We start from the raw sequence: 18,188 nt of genomic DNA on the forward strand, positions 1-18,188 counted from the left end.
GGACGTATGTTCCTGCTGCGCAAATTATTATACGGCCTGCTAGTGCTGCTAGGTGTAGTGGTGCTGGTTTTCCTGCTGTTCAATGTATTGCCGGGCGATCCTGCCCGGCTTACCCTGGGCCAGCGGGCAGATGTGGCGTCGCTGGAAAACGTGCGCAGAGAGCTGCACCTGGATAAACCCCTCCCGGTACAATTTGCCTGGTACCTGAACGATCTTTCCCCACTGGCTTATTTTAATCCCGCAACTGCCGATCCGGATGTAAAAGTGCTGCCCCTCATCCCGCTGGGGCAGGGTAGGGCTGTAGTGTTGAAAACACCCTATCTGCGCCGCTCTTACCAGGGCAAAAAAGCGGTATGGGAAATACTTACCGAAGCCATGCCGGGAACCCTGGTGCTGGCTCTTTGCGCGATGCTGTTTGCCACTATTACCGGTATAACACTGGGCATATTATCAGCCGTGAAAAAAAATACCTGGATGGACTCCAGCGCCATTTTCGCCAGTGTAGCGGGTATTTCCATGCCTTCTTTTTTCGCAGGTATCGTGCTGGCTTATGTGCTGGGTTTTGTTTTTAGTGGATATACCGGCCTGCACATGACTGGTAGCCTCTACGATGTAGATCCCTTTGAAGGCCGTATCCTGAACCTGCGCAACCTGGTGTTGCCCGCACTCACCCTGGGCATACGCCCCCTGGCCATTATCACCCAACTTACCCGCAGCGCCATGCTGGACGTGCTGGGGCAGGACTACATCCGCACTGCCTACGCCAAAGGACTGCCTCCCCGCCGTGTTATCTTCCAACACGCCCTGCCCAATGCCTTGAACCCCGTTATCACTGCCATTACCGGCTGGCTGGCCGAACTGCTGGCAGGCGCCTTCTTCGTAGAATACATCTTCGGCTGGAAAGGTATCGGCAAAATCACCGTAGACGCCCTCAGTAAATTCGACTTCCCCGTAGTCATGGGCGCCGTCCTCTTCACTGCCGCCCTCTTCATCCTCATCAACCTCCTCGCCGACTACCTCTACCACGTCATAGACCCTAGAGTTAATTATGAATTATGAATTATGAATTATGAATTATTTGGGGAGTGATATGCTTCTCTAGTATATTGATATTTGGGGTGTTTTATATTGAAAATTTTTTCGTTTCACTAGTTCATTACATATTAAAATGTATTTTAATATTTCTTTTCCCCCTATCTATCTGGTCACCTCTATCTTAATAAATTAAGAAAAACGTATTAAAAATAATTTATAATTCATAATTCATAATTCATAATTCATAATTCATAATTCATAATTAAGTAAGTTTTTTTGTAACAAAGGGATTTTACAGTCGTCTTCTTTATGTAACGCTGCTGAAATGGTGGGGTTATCGGAGGGAGGAACAATAAAACGCAATTGATATTCAGTATGTCTTTAGAAATATTTCTTACGCAGGTAATGCCCGTTCAGCAAAAGCTTTTTCGCTTTGCGTTCAGGCTGCTGGGTAATGAGGATGATGCTAAGGATATTACACAGGATGCGTTGATGAAGGTGTGGCGTCAGCAGGGGAAAATGAACGAATTGGAAAATGTGGAGGCCTGGTGTATGCGCATTACGCGCAACCTGTCCCTGGATAAAATTAAAGCTAGAAAGTATCGCGTAGCAGACGACCTGGAAAAGGCCTTGGAACTGCCCGCTGTGGATACCCAAAATCCGCATGTTGCCACCGAGCAGCAGGACATGATGAAGCGTGTACATGCTGCCATCCATGCCCTGCCAGAGAAATTCAGATTGGTGATACAACTGCGGGACATGGACGGATTTTCTTACCAGGAAATCGCCGACATGTTAGACATTACCATAAATGAAGTAAAAGTGAACCTGCACCGCGCGCGCCAAAAGGTGCGGGAACAACTTAAAAATGTGTATGCATATGGACTACAGTAACATCAGATCACTATTAGACAAGTATTGGGAAGGCGAGACGTCGCTGGAAGAGGAAGCGCAGTTAAAGCAATTTTATAATGCTGCCCCGGCAGACTTACCGAAAGACTTGCAGGAAGCTGCGCCTTTGTTTCATTACTTTGAAATAGCTACTCCCACCACCAATTTGCCTGGCTTTGAGGCGCTGCAAACCGCCTTCGAAACACCGGCCACTACACCCGTGATTAAAATAGGCTTTCTGCGCAACTGGATGCAGTATGCCGCCATGCTGGCCATTGCGCTGGGTATTGGCTACGGCATTCAGCAGCACATCGAAGCCGATCGCCCTCCGCAGCATCCGGAACTTTCCTTCCGCCAGGACACGTTCAACGATCCTAAAGAGGCTTTCGCTGAAACACAAAAAGCCTTGCAACTGCTGGCCCGTAACCTAAATAAAGGCAAGCAGGAAATGGTGAAGCTCAATTACTTTAATGAAGCCACCGACAAGGTAAAAGAAAATTAAATCGCGCCATTCTATTACCTCCATAATCTGGAATTTTTAAATGTATTCATCATGAAAAAGTTATTCTTGGTGGCCATGCTGGCACTATTCGCCATGCAAACCACCTTCGCTCAACAAAGCGGAGGCAGCGTAATCGATAAATTCTTTCAAAAATATTCAAACGACGAAAGCTTTACCCTGGTGAGCATTTCCCCGAAAATGTTCAGCATGTTCAGTAAACTGGATGCTAATGATCCTGATGCCAAACAAGTGTTGCAAATTGCCCAGAAGCTCCGCTCCATGCGCATCCTGGCCAAAGAAGATACCAAAGACGGGGCTAAGCTGTATAAAGAAGCCGCCGCTTACCTGACCAACTCCTATGAAGAGCTGATGACGGTACGCAGCAAAGGCAATGATGTGAAGTTTTTGACCAAGGAAAATGCAAAAGGCAATATCGAAGAACTCATTATGCTGGTGGGAGGCGATGATACCTTTGTAGCCATCAGCATCGTGGGCGACATAGACCTGAACCAGATCTCCAAAATTGCCAATGGTATGAACATCACCGGCATGGAAGACCTGAAACAGGTAAACAAAAAAGCACATTAATGACCGTGAATACTCCCGCCATTGTGGGAGCATTCTTTCAATCGTTTTCATATGAAACGTACACTTCTCTACTGCAGCATAGCTGTGATCCTGGGCCTGCTCGCCGTGCTGCCGGCAATAGCACAGAAAAAAAGTCTCCGCGCCTTTTGCCAGGAATACCGTGGACAAGCCGAGATTCACACTTTTGGCGTAGGTCGCCCCCTATTAACATTGGCTAGCTGGATTATTCCGGCAAAGGATGAAGATACCCGCATGGCAAAACACCTGCTCCGTAAACTGCGTCATGTGAAATTATATACCATCACAGTAGATTCGAATGCCAATGTGAGCAACGGCTCCATGGAGCGCCTTAAATCCCGCCTGGAAGCCGAGCATTATGAGAGTCTTACCGATATTAGGTCCGACGGCTCTATCGTACATGTAATGAGCAATGGCCGCGCAGAAAACCTGGGCAATGTGGTGCTCTTGGTAAAAGATGATAAAGATATTGTATTCATAAGCCTGCGCACCCGCCTCACACTGAAAGACGTATCTGATGTGGTAAACCACTACGCCCTCACAGACCTGCACAAAAAACATATCGCAGAAAAGAGGACCCAGGACTCCAGTGCCCTGCCAGCAGCAACTACCTTTACTGCCGGTAGCATAGCGAAGGATAAATAAAAAAGAAATTACGAAACACGAACGCCCGGTTGTCGCAAGATAACCGGGCATTTTTTTGCTGGATAAAAACTACTTGATGATAACTTCATACACCGCCACTTCACCCAGCATTTCATTCACCAGTTGTATAATTTTGTCTTTGGAATAATTCAGCTCTTGTTTCAGGGGGGCTACGTTGGAAGTGATGATGAGTTTACCATCAATGAGCTGTATTTGTTGGGTATAGCGGGCAATGGTTTTTCCCATGAGTTGTTCCCAGTTTTGCTGGATGCGTACCTCGGTAAGCCGTGGTTTCATGCGGCTTTTGTTGATATAATCCCGGAGTGCGTCGCCTATGCTGATAGAACCGTATGCCATGTGGCAAATGTAAGGCATTTGATCGCAGCTTATTGCTGCCGGTGATGAAAAAAAATCAGGTCATTGCTATTAGCTGTAACAATTCAGGGTTTCCTGCAAACGCTGCCTGCAGCCGCGCGGCGTGGGTATCGGTAATGAACACCTGCCCGTACCCGGGGGAGCTTACCAGGGCAATGAGCCGCATCACGCGTTCCTGGTCCAGCTTTTCAAACACATCGTCCAGCAGCAGGAGGGGAGGATATTGCTTTTGCTGTTTCATTACTTCATATTGGGCCAGTTTCAGGGCAAACAAAAAACTCTTGCGCTGGCCTTGGGATGCGCTGCTTTTCATGGCGTGTTCGTCTAGCAGAAACAGCAGGTCGTCGCGATGTATGCCTTCAGAGGTGCGTTGCAATAATTTGTCCCGGTTACGGTTAGCCGCCAGTATACCGCCCAGCGATTGGTCATGCAGGCTGCATTGGTAGCGGATGTTTACCACCTCGTGCCGGCCAGCCAGGTAATCGTAACGGGCCTGCACCTGGGCAATGAAATCCGGCAGGAAAGCATTGCGCAGGGCAAATACCGGCTCTCCATGCTGTACCAACTGTGCATCGAAGATATCCAATAAAGCGTCCTGAGATTGCGGCTGGTTGGGCAGCGATTTAAGCAGGCTGTTTCGCTGCTGCAATACTTTCTGGTAGGCCATCAAGTGATCCAGGTAACCAGGGAATAGTTGAGATAATAGGCCATCCAACCATTTGCGGCGTTCCTCGCTGCCGCCCAGGATAATCTCGGCATCGTCCGGGGCAATCATTACAGCAGGTAGCTGACCAATGTGCCGGGAAAACCGGTCGTAAGTATCGTCATTCAGACTAATTTCTTTGCGACCATCTTTGAAGGTGCAAATAACTTTCGCTGCCGCCTGGTTTTTATCGAAACAGGCTTCCAGGCGGAAACCGTTGGTGTGGTAATGGGTATTCTGGCTTTCGCTATTGGTAAAGTAGCTTTTGGTGAAGCACACATAATAAATGGCGTCCAGCAGGTTGGTCTTCCCCGAGCCGTTGGGACCGGTAATGCCTACCACCCTCCGGTCGAAGCGGAAGTGCTGCTGCACGTAATTCTTAAATTGTACCAGCGTAATAGACTGTAGCGAGAGCATGAATTGGGCCCCTTGAAAAGTTTTTGCGCCGGACCATCCCCGGCCCGGGACCGGCAAATATACGCCAAAAGCCGCCATGAGCGGCCACGCTTGCCAGCCCCACCATAAAATTTAGTTTTTAGTATTTTCCTGTTATATTTGCGGACAAATTTAGAAAGCGTGCAAACTAAAACAGAAGGAAAGACGAAGTTCACCAAAGAAACATATCTTAACTGGTATGAGTCCATGCTTTTGCAGAGACGCTTTGAAGAAAAGGCCGGTCAGTTGTACGGAATGCAGAAGATCCGTGGTTTTTGCCATCTCTATATCGGCCAGGAAGCCATCTCCGCCGGTTGCGTATCTGCTACCAAACCAGGCGATAAATTTATCACTGCCTACCGCGACCACGCACTGGCCATTGCCAAAGGCATGACGCCCAACGAGTGTATGGCGGAACTGTTTGGTAAGGCCACCGGCTGTTCAAAGGGTAAAGGAGGCAGTATGCACTTCTTCTCCAAGGAAAAAGGTTTTTTTGGTGGGCATGGTATCGTAGGTGCTCAGATTGGCACCGGTGCCGGCCTGGCATTTGCCGAAAAGTACCTGGAAACTGGCAATGTAGTGCTGGCTTTCTTTGGCGATGGAGCCGCCCGTCAAGGTATTTTGCATGAAACCTTTAATATGGCCATGCTGTGGAAACTGCCTGTAATCTTCATTTGTGAGAACAACCATTACGCCATGGGTACTTCTGTAGAACGTACTTCCAACGTATTGGACATCTATAAATTTGGTGCTGCTTACGAAATGCCTGCCGATGATATCGACGGCATGAGCCCGGAAGCCGTTCACGAAGGCGTATCTAAAGCAGTAGCCCGCGCCCGCGCCGGCGAAGGCCCTACCTTGTTGGAAATTAAAACCTACCGCTACAAAGGGCATTCCATGAGCGATCCTGCAAAGTACCGCACCAAAGAAGAAGTGGAAGATTATAAAGAAAAGGACCCGATCAACGCTACCCTGAAAACCATTCTTTCCAAGAAATGGGCTTCAGAAGCAGAAATCGAAGCCATCAACGAGAAAGTGAAGAAAACCATTGAAGACTGTGTGCAGTTTGCCGAAGAGTCTCCCTGGCCTTCTGATGATGAACTGCTGAAAGACGTTTATACCCAGCAGGACTATCCTTTTATTGTGGACTAAATAAAACTTTTAAAGGTTAACGGCCCCGTTCTGCGGATAAGCGGTTAACCTTTTTTATATTTGTACAGCGGTGCTGCTTTAGGGCGTACCGTTTTTTAGCATTAACTCAACACATTTACAAAACACCCAATGGCAGAAGTTACGAATAAAGCCAATCCATCCCACGATACCACCAAACCTGCAAAAAGTGAATTTGATTTACAGGAATCCATGGATCGTGCAGAGGATTTTTACAAGAAAAACCAAAACGTGATCCTGGGCGCTATTGCAGCAGTAGTGATCCTGGTAGGAGGATATTTTGCCTATGGCAATTTTGTATCCAAACCTAAAGAACAGAAGGCCCAGGCTATGATCTTCCACGCGCAGGAATACTTCGCCAAAGATTCTTTTAAACTGGCACTTAATGGCGACGGTAATAACTATGGTTTCCTCCAAGTCATTGAAAAATACGATGGTACCAAAGCCGGCAACCTGGCACACTACGGTGCCGGCGTTTCCTACATTCGCCTTGGTGATTACCAGAATGGTATCAACCAACTGAAAGACTTTTCTGCCAACGACGATGTACTGCAACCCCTTGCCCTGGGCATTACCGGCGATGCATACATGGAACTGAATAAAGTAGATGACGCTATTGCGGCTTACAAAAAAGCAGCCCACAGCAGCGACAACGCCCTTACATCTCCTATCTACCTGCTCCGCGCTGGCCTGGCGCTAGAAAAAGCTGGCAAAAACCAGGACGCCATTGAATTGTACAAAGAAATCAAAAGTAAATACCCACAAACCAACGAAGGCCGCGAAATGGATAAATACCTGGCCCGCATTGGCGAAGTAAAAGAATAAACGGAACCTATCGTTTCCATCCATACAATTTCCAAAGAACATTACCAGCAGGTGCCGGATGTTTTTTGGAAATTGTGCTTTTAGGCCAGCCGCATGGGGGCTGATCTGTAGGTTTATCCGCAACCGGTATAAGAGAAATTAATAGCAGCAGGGAATTGTTTTTTACTGTTTATTTGAAGTCTGTAAATTGTACATTTGAAACTGCAATTGCGATTACATCAGAAATAAGATATCAATGTCCACAAATAATCAAAGCTTATTAAAGCATACTGGCATTCTCAACCTGGAGGATGCCAGTGTTGTGATGGTATCTACCGAATGGAACGACGCCGTGACCAACGAACTGGTAGCAGGATGCGAAAGGACGCTCCGCGAAAATAAAGTCACTAAATTGTGCAAGGTAGTAGTACCCGGCGCTTTTGAACTGCCATTTGCGGTAAAGCAATACTGGGAAAGCACCAAGGGCACCGGCAAGCAGCCCAGCGCTATCATTGCCTTTGGTTGCGTGATCCGGGGCGGTACGCCTCACTTCGAATACGTATGCCAGGCCGTAACAGACGGGATTCTGCAATTAAACCTGCAACTACCCATTCCCGTTATCTTCGGGGTACTTACGGTCGACAATCAGCAGCAGGCCGATGAGCGTATTGGCGGCATCCATGGTCATAAAGGAGAAGAAGCCGCCCTCACCGCTTTAAAGATGGTGTCTTTTTTGCGTAAGCTTGCCAAATAGGCAATGGTTATTTATCATCCACATTAATATTTTTCTCAGATGAACGTCCAGCTTTTTATTCCATGCTTTGTAGACCAGTTGTTTCCGGAAACCGCATTCAATATGGTAAAGGTGTTGGAAAAGCTGGGGTGTACCGTCAGTTACAATACCGAACAGACCTGCTGCGGCCAGCCCGCTTTTAACGCAGGCTACCAGGATGAGTGCCGCTCTGTGGCCACTAAGTTTGTAAAAGACTTTACCCCTTATGATTATATAGTAGCCCCCAGTGGCTCTTGCACCGGCTTCGTACGCAACTTTTACGGCAAGTTGTTCGACAACTCTGCTACCCACAACGAGGTGAAACAACTGCGTAAAAATTTATATGAATTCACCGAATTCCTGGTAGATATTTTAGGCGTTACAGACCTGGGTGCTACGCTCAATGGCGTAGGCACCTACCACGATGCCTGCGGCGCGCTGCGCGAATGCGGTATTAAGGAAGGCCCCCGCAAACTGCTGGAAAAGGTGAAAGGGCTGGAACTGCACGAAATGACCGATTGCGAAACCTGCTGTGGCTTTGGAGGAACGTTTGCCGTGAAGTTTGAACCCATCTCCATTGGCATGGGCGAGCAAAAAGTACATAATGCAGTAAATAGCGGAGCCGATTACCTCATCTCTACAGACCTGTCCTGCCTCATGCACCTGGATGGTTACATCCGCAAGCATGGCAACAATATTAAGATCATGCACATTGCCGACGTACTGGCAAGTGGATGGTAACCTAATTAAGCAGCAAACAATGAACTACTGGCTGGTAAAATCAGAACCATTTAAATATTCCTGGGAACAATTTGTAAAAGATAAAAAGACATTTTGGGACGGCGTACGCAATTATGAAGCCCGTAACAACCTCCGCGCCATGCAGAAAGGCGACTTGCTTTTCTGGTATCATAGCAATGAGGGCAAAGAGATTGTAGGCATAGCCGAAGTGGTGAAAACAGCCTACCAAGACCCCACCACGCCCGATCCTAACTGGGTAGTGGTAGACCTGAAGCCGGTAAAGCCATTCAAAAAGTTTGTAACCCTCGCCCAGATAAAAGCAGAGAAACGCCTGGAAAATATGGCCCTGGTGCGCCGTGGCCGTATTTCTGTAGTACCCGTTACCCCCCAGGAGTGGGCGGTAGTAATGGAAATGGGAGATATGCAGACGCCCTAATAATAACACCCTTAGCCCTTTATTAATATAGCCTATACATTTATTATGAAATTAAAACTGGTAGTACTCACCGGAGCCGGCATCAGTGCAGAAAGTGGCTTGCGCACCTTTCGGGATATGGACGGACTTTGGGAAGGGTACGATGTGTACGAAGTAGCCTCGCAGGAAGGATGGAACAAAAACCCGCAACAGGTACTGGACTTTTACAACGCGCGCCGTCATGATGTACGGAAAGCCTTGCCCAATGCCGCCCATACCGGGCTGGCCAAGCTGGAAGAAAAATATGATGTGCGCATCATTACCCAAAATATAGACGATCTCCATGAGCGGGGCGGCTCCTCCAACGTGCTGCACCTGCACGGGGAAATTACCAAAACCCGCAGCGTGCGCAATGAACACCAAACCTATCCCTATGTGGCAGACATCCACCTGGGCAACCTGGCGGCAGATGGTGGGCAGCTGCGTCCTTTCATCGTATGGTTTGGCGAAGAAGTGCCACTCATAGAAAAGGCCGTGGAAGAAGTGATGCAGGCAGATATCTTCGTGATTATCGGTACTTCCCTGGCCGTATACCCTGCGGCGGGCCTGCTGGATGTAACGCGCGGCAACATTCCCAAATACCTTATCGACAAAAACATTTCTGCGATAACTGGTTTTCACCAGATCAAAACCATTGCACTACCGGCTACTTTGGGCGTGCAGCAGTTGATCAAAGAATTGATGTAATGCTTGGCTTGCACAAAAAAAAGCCGCCTTCTCTCAGAAAGCGGCTGCTTAAAATGACTTCATTTTTTTCTATTCAAAACTCTCCACAAATTTAATGTCAAAATCCTCCAGTTCCCGCAGCACCGGGTTGTAGATTTCCGGCAGAATGGGGATGTGCAGGCCTTTAAGCCCTACTTTGTCCGACAGCAGCAGCTTAGCCATGATGCCCAATGGCAGGCCCACCGTCTTGGCCATAGCGGTATGCGTGGCATTTTCACCCTGTACAATCAGAAAGCTGTTAATTCGGGTGGGCAGGTTACGGCGCTCAAATTCTATCTCGTGTAGCATCACAATCAGGTCGCGGTCGGTACTCTCCATCTTTAACTTGGTATCCAGGAGGTGTTGCAGGATGTCGGCGTTCGAGCGTTCGCCCAGGTTTATTTCCTCCCCATTCAGAATACCCAGGAATTTTAACTGCCGGATCACTTTGGATTTGCTGCTTACGCCCAGGTATTGGGCAATGGTTTCTTCGTGCGAGAGGCCTGGTGTGCGCTCGGTTACCTGTTGGCTGGCCCATTGAAAGTAGGGTAATTGGTCGGTAGCTTGCTTATCGCCATCGCGGGTAAGGCCTAGTTTCACCAAGGCATTCCACCCTTCGCAGAAATCGGGGAAACGCAGGGTGGCACGCTGGAAGGTATGGATGTTTTCCAGGTTATAGGATTGCATATATCCCAGCGAATCGCGATTGGGGTAGTAGGCCAGTTTGCCGATGCTAGGCACCTGCACCGTCTTGTTATGGTCGAAAAGCTGTTCGTAGCTTACTTCCTTCACCTTGCCTTTCTCTTTGTACACGGCGCCGGCGCTGCCTGCCAGCACTACGTTACGTGAGTTCCACGAAATTTTATAGTGCCAGGGATTATCATTGCTTTCGGGCGATATAAGACCACCGCAGTAGGATTTGAATGAAAATATCTGCCCACCCTTTTTCTCAATGCTATGAATAAGTTTCATCGCCGACATGTGATCCAGTCCCGGGTCCAGGCCCATTTCATACAGGAAGAGCAGGCCAGCAGCGTCGATATCCGGCTGTAATTTTTTCACTTCATCATCCAGGTAGGAAGCAGTAAGCAGATTTTTTTTAAACCGCAGGCAGTCCCTGGCCACGAGAATGTGGAGGGCGGGCGGCAGTAGGGAAATTACCAGGTCGGCTTCCGCCAGGAGTGGTTCCCGGGCAGTAGCGTCGGTAACGTCCAGTGCTACGGGTGTAGCGTAGTAGGATTTACCTGTTTTTGACTTTACCAGTTGTAGGTCATGATCGGCAACGGTTACATGCCATTTCTGTCGGGCTGCATTTTGTAGCAAGTAGTCGATCAGAACGGTGGCAGATCTTCCGGCGCCAAACAATAGAATGTTTTTCATAGTAATTGTACAATCGTTTAATTGATGTGTGGGCCATTACAAACAAGCACTTGTGTTAATGTTCGAGATTAAAAGTAGTATTGGTTTGCGACCGCATTACATATTTTAATTGTCCCCTTAAAATGTATTGGTAGCCAGTTATATACATTTTAGTTGCAGGTAAATTGAGGAGGAAAATGTATGCTGATTATTCTGCATATAAGATATTCTCCTAAATCGATTACAAAATTAATCACCCTAGGGTTAAGGCAGCGTTAATGTTCAGCTAAATATTCCTTAGAAATCCATGAGTGGTAATGTGTTATTGCGGATAATCTTCATGCATGCAGTGGCAAGGCAGGGATAGCTGCTGCTTATCTATCATATCCTGGATATGTTTAAAAGTAAGGAATGAAGCTGCCTTTACAACGCGGTGCATAGGCCCAGGTTAAAGCGTACCGGGGCTATATTTACGCCCGGTATCCTATCACGTTGGGCCTATTCAACGCGTTGGTTACAGGATATAGCGTACCAGGGGAAAGAGCGCTTCCTCATTGGCGTTGGAAACGGAATTGCGGGCAGTAAAATGCATGCGTTGGGATGTATGAAAAGCTTTAAGATTTCTTTAACAAAAAGATTTTCCTGCTAACAATCATGTGCAAGATAAATTGAACCGTTCCAAAGTATTGAAAATTAGAACACTAGCAGCGTGCAAAAGTCTATCTGCCATAGATGGGCTGTAGCAGGCCTAAAATGAAGAGGGAAATGCCTTTCTGGATTGCCCACACCTTATCCACAAGCGCGGAAATGTGGCACGAATGGGCTATATTTGCGCTGCATTGAAGATTACAGAAAAACCTGTAAACCAATAAACTAATGATAGAAAACCAGGATAATTTAGAAAATCCCGAGAACCAGGACGGTGGCGACGATAGTCGTATTGTCCGGATCAACATCGAAGAGCAAATGAAGACGGCTTATATCGACTATTCCATGTCGGTGATTGTGGGTCGTGCCTTGCCGGATGTAAGGGACGGTTTGAAGCCGGTGCATCGCCGTGTACTGTTTGGAATGAAAGAGTTGGGCAATGGCAGCAACAAACCTTACAAAAAATCCGCCCGTATCGTAGGGGAAGTAATGGGTAAATACCATCCCCACGGCGATGCATCCATTTATGACACCATTGTACGCCTGGCCCAACACTGGTCTATGCGTTACCCCATGGTAGACGGACAAGGTAACTTCGGATCGGTAGATGGTGATATGCCGGCAGCCATGCGTTATACGGAAATCCGTTTGCAGAAGATCGCAGAAGCCTTGTTGGAAGATCTTGATAAAGATACGGTAGACTTTACCCTTAACTTCGATGATACCCTAGAAGAGCCCACGGTATTGCCTACCCGTATTCCCAACTTGCTGGTAAACGGCGCGGCGGGCATTGCGGTAGGGATGGCTACGAATATTATGCCCCACAACCTTTCGGAAGTGGTGGACGCATGCGTGGCTGTTATCGATAACCGGGATTTGTCCATAGACGATATTATAAAGCATGTTAAAGCGCCCGATTTCCCAACAGGTGGTGTCATCTATGGGTATGAAGGGGTGAAACAAGGCTTTGAAACCGGCCGTGGCCGCGTAGTGGTAAGAGGCCGCATCAACGTAGAAACTTCCAAGGCTGGCCGCGAAAGATTAGTCATCTACGAACTGCCCTACCAGATCAATAAAGCCGTGCTCCACCAGAAAATTGCACAACTGGTCAACGATAAGATCATCGAAGGAATCTCCGATGTGCGGGATGAGTCGGACCGCGATGGTATGCGCCTGGTGATAGATCTGAAACGGGAAGCAATTGCCAATGTGGTCATTAACCAACTGTTCAAATACTCTGAATTACAAACCTCTTACGGTATCAATAACGTGGCACTGGTAAAAGGCCGTCCGCGTATCCTTAATATCAAAGAACTACTCACCGAGTTTATAGATTTCCGTCATGAAGTGGTGGTGCGCCGTACCAACTTCGAACTGCGGGAAGCCGAAAAACGCGCCCATATCCTGGCGGGATACCTCATCGCCCTGGATCACCTGGATGAAGTGATCTCCCTGATCCGCAACTCCAGAAGCCCGGACGAAGCAAAGGAAGGATTGATCACCAACTTCCAGCTGAGTGAAATACAGGCCAAGGCTATCCTGGAACTGCGTTTACAGCGCCTTACTGGTATGGAACGCGACAAGATCCGCGAGGAATACGAAAGCATCATGAAACTCATTGCACACCTGAAAGATATTTTAAGCAATGAAAGCCTGCGTTTCCAAATTATCAAGGAGGAACTGGAAGATGTAAAGAAGCGTTTTGGCGACGAGCGCAAAACCGAAATTCAGTACCTGGCCAGTGAAATGCGGATTGAAGATATTATTGCCGAGGAAGATGTAGTGATCACCATTTCCCACCTGGGTTATATTAAACGTACTTCCGCCTACGATTTCCGCCAGCAGAAACGCGGTGGCCGTGGAGCCATTGGGGGCAAAACCCGTGACGAGGATTACATTGAACATCTCTTCGTGGCCTCTACCCACCATACCATGCTGTTCTTTACCGAAAAAGGACGCTGCTTCTGGCTAAAGGTATATGAGATACCGGAAGGGGAGAAGCAAGGCAAGGGTCGCGCCATTCAAAACCTGATTAACCTCCCACCCGAAGATAAGATCCGCGCGATCATTGACATTAAAGACCTGAGCGATAGTGAATTTATCAATAACCACTACATCCTGCTGTGTACCCAGCGGGGTATCATCAAAAAAACCTTGCTGGAAGAATTTTCCCGTCCGCGTCAGAACGGTGTAAATGCGATCACCATCAACGATGGAGACCGATTGCTGGATGTGAAACTGACCGACGGCAGCAGTGAGGTAATGATGGCATTACGCTCCGGCCGGGCCATTCGCTTCCCGGAAGATGCCGTACGTGATACAGGCCGTGGTGCCATTGGTGTACGAGGTATTGAGGTAGATAATGAGCATGATGAAGTAGTTGGTATGATTTGTGCGAAAAAGGACGACGATGCACACACCGTCCTGGTAGTTTCTGAAAGAGGGTTCGGCAAACGGACCGGTATAGAAGAGTACCGGGTCACTAACCGGGGTGGAAAGGGCGTGAAAACGATCAATATCACCGAGAAAACCGGCAGGCTGATCGCCATCATGAATGTTACAGAAAAAGACGATCTGATGATCACCTGTAAATCCGGCATTACCATCCGGATGGCGGTTCGGGATGTGCGTGAAGCTGGCAGAGCTACCCAGGGCGTAAGACTGATACGCCTGGATGATAACGATTCCATTGCCGCTATTGCCCGCCTTGACGAACAGGAAGAACAGGTGGATCTGGTAGAAGAAGGCATGGTGCAGGAAGCCGTGATCATTGATCCGGAAACTCTTTCCGCAGATGACCTGGCCGGAGAAACGCCCGCCGATGAGGAAGGGGAAGCCGAAAAAGACGAACCAACAACAGAATAAGGTTAATTTACAACAGTGAAATAATAATGGCTGTCATCCGCTACCTATGCGGATGACAGCCATGCAGGAAGCCTGTAGCACCGCAACGGATATGTAGCAGCTTCAAAAGTGTGTGCTGGAACCACAGCGAGAACGTTATGTACAGGAACTGATCTTATTTCGCTTGCCCAAATTTTTTATATAGATAAAAAACGCTGTGCAAAGTTTGCATTTTGTACAGACGCCCCATATTTTTACTGGAACCTTTAAAAATTATAACTGCGCAGGCCATGCCCGCCACCTTTAAATTTAGAGCACATGAAAAAATTAATGGTATCCCTTCTCTTTTGCTCAGCCACGATGGCTGCTATGGCGCAGAGAGCGAAAGTGAACAGTGCGGAAGATTACCTAAAAAGTAACGAGCCAGAGAAAGCCCAGGCAGACATTAATGCCGCTTTGCAAAATGACAAAACTAAGAATGATGCAAAAACCTGGTACGTAAAAGGAAAAGTGGAAGAAGCATTATCTACTAAGAACAAAAGTGTTCCCCTGGCAGATTCTGCTTATGAGGCTTATAAAAAAGCCCTGGATATTAATCCAAAATTGCCGGACGCCGTATTGGAAATGCATCAACGCATGTATAACTTGTACGCCATCATTGGCAACGCTGGTTATGAAGCCTTGAACAACCAGAAATGGGATAGCGCCGCTGGTTATTTTAACCGCGCCCAGGACTTGGCCAATTATTACAATGGTAAGAATATGGCTGGCACCATTCCTACAGATACCTCTATGATCTTCTACAGTGGCTACGCTTTGCAACAGGCCGGCCAGAAAGATAGCGCCCTGGTGCGTTTACAAAAGGCTGCCGACCTGCAATTTTCCAAGGAGGCTGCACTGTATGTAGTACTGGGTCAGGATTACGAAGAAAAAGGCGACAGTGCTAATTGGCTGAAAGCCATAGAAGAAGGGAAGAAACTTTTCCCCAAAGACAAACGCTTTAACGACATGGAGCTGGTGTACTACGCCAAAACCGGTAAAACTTCCGAGCTTACTTCCATGCTGGACAAAAAGCTGGCAGAAAACCCGAATGATTTTAATACCGTACTGGATTATGCCATCCGCATGGATAACCTGGCTAACCCCCATACTGAAAAAGGGGAAGACGCTCCCAAACCTGCTAACTACGATGAGTTGATGGGCAAAGCCGAAACCGGGTATAAGAAAGCGGTAGAACTGAATGGTAGCGACGCAGTAGCTAATTTCCAACTGGGCGCCCTCTATTTTAACCGCGCGGTGGGTTTCAATAAAGACCTGAACGCGATGGACAGCAAAGGCCAGGGTTCACCCAAAGGCAAGGAACTGCAAACCAAAGTTGAAGGTTTGATGAACCAGGCATTGCCTTTCTTTGAAAAAGCAGAAGACGGTTTCGCCGCCAAAGGAACCAGCATAGAGCCGAGCGATAAACAAACCTACCAAAGCTGCCTGTATGCCCTGCAAAAGATCTACGCGATCAAGAACCAGACAGACAAGGTAGAAGCTGTGAAAAAGAAACTGGAATCGCTGTAAGCGAATTCCTGAAAATAACTTACAAAGCGCACCCGTTGGCAATGTCCGGCGGGTGCGCTTTGTTTTATCTCCGCTTTCCATTTCCATCCGTATTCGGGCATTGTCATATAAATAAAATACATATATTTACGGTAGACTATCCATACCTATGAAAGCTACCCAAGCCATGAAAGCCGCCTGCTGCCTGCTATTGGCATGCTTTGCCTTCTGCCGCCCCACCTGGGCGCAAACCACCGATGCACAAGTGATTTTCAGCGCGCCGATTGAAGAACCTGCCTCTGGCTGGTGTAAACTGCTGTTACTTAAAAACGGGCATACCTTCTTCCTGCGCTTTACACCGCATGATGGCATACTGGTGAATATTTACGATACTGCACATACCTTGCAGAGAACAGACACCATTGGTAGTATTGGTTGGGATGCCCATTCCATGGCGGATGCCGAAATAGATGGCCTGTATGAAATAAACGGACAGGTGGTACTATTTCTCCAACAGCAATTGAAGTACAAGCCCACCTTGTTTCGCCTGGTATTGGATGGTAACGATGGTCACCTGCTGCGGGAAGATAAATTGGGCGAACTGGCCAGCATTCAGCAGCACCAGGCCGCTGCGTTGAACAATGAGGCCTCTCACGACTGTTTCGTGGAAAAAGACCCTCGCTCCGGCTACTACGCTGTGGCCCTGTTTAACGGCACCGAACTGGCCCACGACAGTACCGATGCCGGACACGTGGAGGTGATTCACTTTGCGCCAGACCATCACGAAATTCACCGGGTACAGTATTACCTGCCCGATAGCAGCTATGAATATTTCAATTACCTGAACATGCAGGTGCAGGGTGGGGAAGCCGTGTACCTGGCCAGTATGGCCTTTAACACACACACCAATAAACACCACGAAGACAGTCGCCTCCTGATAGCCCGCCTGGGTGCCACAGACACCGTATTCACCTTTCAACCGGCAGACCAACAACATGGTGCTGGCAATGCCTGGGGCATGCTGCAATGCATGCCTGGGCAGCCATTGCGCCTGCTTGTTACCGCCCAGCCTGCGGATATAAACCGCAAAAAAAACACCAGCCTCATGCCGGTATATTTTCTCAGCTTCGATGCCCGCACACTGCAACCGGTAGCGCAAGAACAGCTACCTATGGCGGCCGCCAGCGATTATGCGAAAGCTCACCTGCAATACCAGGATAAATATACCGGCATGTTGCAAGCATGGCTACCCTTGGCAGACGGCTCTTCGCTGCTACTTCAGGAATCTATCCGCCAATTCATCCAGGGTGGTGCTACTTTTAAAAAAACTATCACCGGCCTGGGAGATGCAGGCATTACCCACTTGGATGCTAACGGTAAGGAGGAAGGCGCTGTAGTATTGAATAAAATACAATCTGCTGCGGGCACTTACCAACCTTTTTACCAATACCGCCGCAATAAAAGTGAATGGTCTTTCCGTAACCGGAACACCATGGCTGGTGTAAATGGTTATTTATCCTATGCGATGGTGCAAAATAAAAAGGGTAATTATTTCCTGTATAACCAACTGGTGTCTACCACTCCGGGCGACTATTCCGTAGCTACCCGTCCGCTTCGCACTATTTCCGAAGCGGGATTGGTGTGTTATCATTATGTAGACGGGCAGTTGCTGCAATTAAAATTATTTCCACCACCGCCCACCTTACTGGAAGCGCCTACATTTTACGCCTGCATGCTGGACGCAGCTGCCGAAGATGCCGTGAAGAATTGCTATGCTACCGTGATGATAGCACACAACGATACGGTGCGGAAGGCCTACCTTGCCTGGATAGTGTTTTGAGGAATGTGGGCTACTTAACAGGCCTTTTAAAATATTTACAGGCTGGGGGCTGGTTGCATTATTTTTATGGTAGTATGGTTAACAATAATT

Annotated in this window: 17 protein-coding genes; 14 read left to right on the top strand and 3 right to left on the bottom strand. The window is 48.0% G+C overall.

Going from position 1 to position 18,188, the window contains the following annotated elements; genetic code table 11:
* Window positions 1–6: 6 nt before the first annotated feature.
* The 5 genes from GA0116948_RS16425 to GA0116948_RS16445 all read left to right on the top strand — a co-directional run bounded on the left by GA0116948_RS16425 (window position 7) and on the right by GA0116948_RS16445 (window position 3,679).
* Entirely contained in the window at window positions 7–1,059 is a 1,053-nt protein-coding gene (locus tag GA0116948_RS16425) for an ABC transporter permease (protein ID WP_089714184.1), read from the top strand.
* A gap of 351 nt (window positions 1,060–1,410) precedes the next feature.
* Window positions 1,411–1,929, top strand: coding sequence for an RNA polymerase sigma factor (locus GA0116948_RS16430; RefSeq protein ID WP_089714186.1), 519 nt, complete (start codon window positions 1,411–1,413; stop codon window positions 1,927–1,929).
* Window positions 1,916–2,428, top strand: a complete 513-nt coding sequence (locus GA0116948_RS16435) for a hypothetical protein (protein ID WP_089714188.1) — start codon at window positions 1,916–1,918, stop codon at window positions 2,426–2,428. Before GA0116948_RS16430 ends, GA0116948_RS16435 begins: the two co-directional genes overlap by 14 nt.
* Before the next feature lie 51 nt (window positions 2,429–2,479).
* Entirely contained in the window at window positions 2,480–3,016 is a 537-nt protein-coding gene (locus GA0116948_RS16440) for a DUF4252 domain-containing protein (protein ID WP_089714190.1), read from the top strand.
* Window positions 3,017–3,067: 51 nt separating this feature from the next.
* Window positions 3,068–3,679, top strand: a complete 612-nt coding sequence (locus tag GA0116948_RS16445) for a DUF4252 domain-containing protein (protein ID WP_089714191.1) — start codon at window positions 3,068–3,070, stop codon at window positions 3,677–3,679.
* A 69-nt stretch (window positions 3,680–3,748) separates the two neighbouring features.
* Here GA0116948_RS16445 and GA0116948_RS16450 read toward each other — a convergent pair whose 3' ends face one another.
* Together GA0116948_RS16450 and recF are read right to left on the bottom strand one after the other, a co-directional pair.
* A complete protein-coding gene (locus GA0116948_RS16450) occupies window positions 3,749–4,036 on the bottom strand; it encodes a DUF721 domain-containing protein (protein ID WP_089714236.1) in 288 nt (95 codons plus the stop codon).
* A 55-nt stretch (window positions 4,037–4,091) separates the two neighbouring features.
* Window positions 4,092–5,174 carry a DNA replication/repair protein RecF gene (recF, locus tag GA0116948_RS16455; RefSeq protein ID WP_089714238.1) on the bottom strand — a complete coding sequence of 361 codons (1,083 nt, stop codon included), beginning with the start codon at window positions 5,172–5,174 and terminating at the stop codon, window positions 4,092–4,094.
* A gap of 225 nt (window positions 5,175–5,399) precedes the next feature.
* Here recF and pdhA point away from each other — a divergent pair, with 225 nt between their 5' ends.
* The 6 genes from pdhA to GA0116948_RS16485 all read left to right on the top strand — a co-directional run bounded on the left by pdhA (window position 5,400) and on the right by GA0116948_RS16485 (window position 9,841).
* Window positions 5,400–6,344: a pyruvate dehydrogenase (acetyl-transferring) E1 component subunit alpha gene (gene pdhA / locus GA0116948_RS16460; protein ID WP_240619241.1), complete on the top strand. Its 945-nt coding sequence runs from the start codon at window positions 5,400–5,402 to the stop codon at window positions 6,342–6,344.
* 129 nt (window positions 6,345–6,473) lie between these two features.
* Window positions 6,474–7,187, top strand: coding sequence for a tetratricopeptide repeat protein (locus GA0116948_RS16465; RefSeq protein ID WP_089714195.1), 714 nt, complete (start codon window positions 6,474–6,476; stop codon window positions 7,185–7,187).
* 235 nt (window positions 7,188–7,422) lie between these two features.
* Complete coding sequence (ribH, locus tag GA0116948_RS16470; protein WP_089714197.1) at window positions 7,423–7,920, top strand: 6,7-dimethyl-8-ribityllumazine synthase; 498 nt, start codon at window positions 7,423–7,425, stop codon at window positions 7,918–7,920.
* Between the two features lie 39 nt (window positions 7,921–7,959).
* Entirely contained in the window at window positions 7,960–8,679 is a 720-nt protein-coding gene (locus GA0116948_RS16475; protein ID WP_089714199.1) for a (Fe-S)-binding protein, read from the top strand.
* Window positions 8,680–8,698: 19 nt separating this feature from the next.
* Window positions 8,699–9,115 (top strand): EVE domain-containing protein, encoded by a 417-nt coding sequence (locus GA0116948_RS16480; protein ID WP_089714240.1) that lies wholly within the window; start codon window positions 8,699–8,701, stop codon window positions 9,113–9,115.
* Between the two features lie 45 nt (window positions 9,116–9,160).
* On the top strand, window positions 9,161–9,841 hold the full coding sequence (locus GA0116948_RS16485; RefSeq protein WP_089714201.1) for a Sir2 family NAD-dependent protein deacetylase: 681 nt from the start codon (window positions 9,161–9,163) through the stop codon (window positions 9,839–9,841).
* Window positions 9,842–9,910: 69 nt separating this feature from the next.
* On the opposite strand, the gene GA0116948_RS16490 is transcribed toward GA0116948_RS16485, so the two are convergent.
* Window positions 9,911–11,239 (bottom strand): saccharopine dehydrogenase C-terminal domain-containing protein, encoded by a 1,329-nt coding sequence (locus tag GA0116948_RS16490; RefSeq protein ID WP_089714203.1) that lies wholly within the window; start codon window positions 11,237–11,239, stop codon window positions 9,911–9,913.
* A gap of 855 nt (window positions 11,240–12,094) precedes the next feature.
* Between GA0116948_RS16490 and gyrA the strand changes: the two genes are divergently transcribed.
* The 3 genes from gyrA (at window position 12,095) to GA0116948_RS16505 (ending at window position 18,098) form a co-directional block, all read left to right on the top strand.
* On the top strand, window positions 12,095–14,731 hold the full coding sequence (gene gyrA, locus GA0116948_RS16495; RefSeq protein ID WP_089714206.1) for a DNA gyrase subunit A: 2,637 nt from the start codon (window positions 12,095–12,097) through the stop codon (window positions 14,729–14,731).
* 297 nt (window positions 14,732–15,028) lie between these two features.
* The gene (locus tag GA0116948_RS16500) at window positions 15,029–16,279 is read left to right on the top strand and encodes a tetratricopeptide repeat protein (RefSeq protein WP_123891849.1); all 1,251 of its coding nucleotides are present in this window, start codon (window positions 15,029–15,031) and stop codon (window positions 16,277–16,279) included.
* Between the two features lie 148 nt (window positions 16,280–16,427).
* On the top strand, window positions 16,428–18,098 hold the full coding sequence (locus GA0116948_RS16505) for a hypothetical protein (RefSeq protein ID WP_089714210.1): 1,671 nt from the start codon (window positions 16,428–16,430) through the stop codon (window positions 18,096–18,098).
* Window positions 18,099–18,188 lie beyond the last annotated feature (90 nt).

Source organism: Chitinophaga costaii (genome assembly GCF_900094705.1).
Lineage (GTDB): Bacteria > Bacteroidota > Bacteroidia > Chitinophagales > Chitinophagaceae > Chitinophaga > Chitinophaga costaii.

Excerpts from the sequence above, each read along its gene's own strand:
- GA0116948_RS16425 (WP_089714184.1), top strand. The coding sequence starts at position 7 with ATGTTCCTGCTGCGCAAATTATTATACGGCCTGCTAGTGCTGCTAGGT.
- GA0116948_RS16430 (WP_089714186.1), top strand. The coding sequence starts at position 1,411 with ATGTCTTTAGAAATATTTCTTACGCAGGTAATGCCCGTTCAGCAAAAG.
- GA0116948_RS16435 (WP_089714188.1), top strand. The coding sequence starts at position 1,916 with ATGGACTACAGTAACATCAGATCACTATTAGACAAGTATTGGGAAGGC.
- GA0116948_RS16440 (WP_089714190.1), top strand. The coding sequence starts at position 2,480 with ATGAAAAAGTTATTCTTGGTGGCCATGCTGGCACTATTCGCCATGCAA.
- GA0116948_RS16445 (WP_089714191.1), top strand. The coding sequence starts at position 3,068 with ATGAAACGTACACTTCTCTACTGCAGCATAGCTGTGATCCTGGGCCTG.
- GA0116948_RS16450 (WP_089714236.1), bottom strand. The coding sequence starts at position 4,036 with ATGGCATACGGTTCTATCAGCATAGGCGACGCACTCCGGGATTATATC.
- recF (WP_089714238.1), bottom strand. The coding sequence starts at position 5,174 with ATGCTCTCGCTACAGTCTATTACGCTGGTACAATTTAAGAATTACGTG.
- pdhA (WP_240619241.1), top strand. The coding sequence starts at position 5,400 with ATGCTTTTGCAGAGACGCTTTGAAGAAAAGGCCGGTCAGTTGTACGGA.
- GA0116948_RS16465 (WP_089714195.1), top strand. The coding sequence starts at position 6,474 with ATGGCAGAAGTTACGAATAAAGCCAATCCATCCCACGATACCACCAAA.
- ribH (WP_089714197.1), top strand. The coding sequence starts at position 7,423 with ATGTCCACAAATAATCAAAGCTTATTAAAGCATACTGGCATTCTCAAC.
- GA0116948_RS16475 (WP_089714199.1), top strand. The coding sequence starts at position 7,960 with ATGAACGTCCAGCTTTTTATTCCATGCTTTGTAGACCAGTTGTTTCCG.
- GA0116948_RS16480 (WP_089714240.1), top strand. The coding sequence starts at position 8,699 with ATGAACTACTGGCTGGTAAAATCAGAACCATTTAAATATTCCTGGGAA.
- GA0116948_RS16485 (WP_089714201.1), top strand. The coding sequence starts at position 9,161 with ATGAAATTAAAACTGGTAGTACTCACCGGAGCCGGCATCAGTGCAGAA.
- GA0116948_RS16490 (WP_089714203.1), bottom strand. The coding sequence starts at position 11,239 with ATGAAAAACATTCTATTGTTTGGCGCCGGAAGATCTGCCACCGTTCTG.
- gyrA (WP_089714206.1), top strand. The coding sequence starts at position 12,095 with ATGATAGAAAACCAGGATAATTTAGAAAATCCCGAGAACCAGGACGGT.
- GA0116948_RS16500 (WP_123891849.1), top strand. The coding sequence starts at position 15,029 with ATGAAAAAATTAATGGTATCCCTTCTCTTTTGCTCAGCCACGATGGCT.
- GA0116948_RS16505 (WP_089714210.1), top strand. The coding sequence starts at position 16,428 with ATGAAAGCTACCCAAGCCATGAAAGCCGCCTGCTGCCTGCTATTGGCA.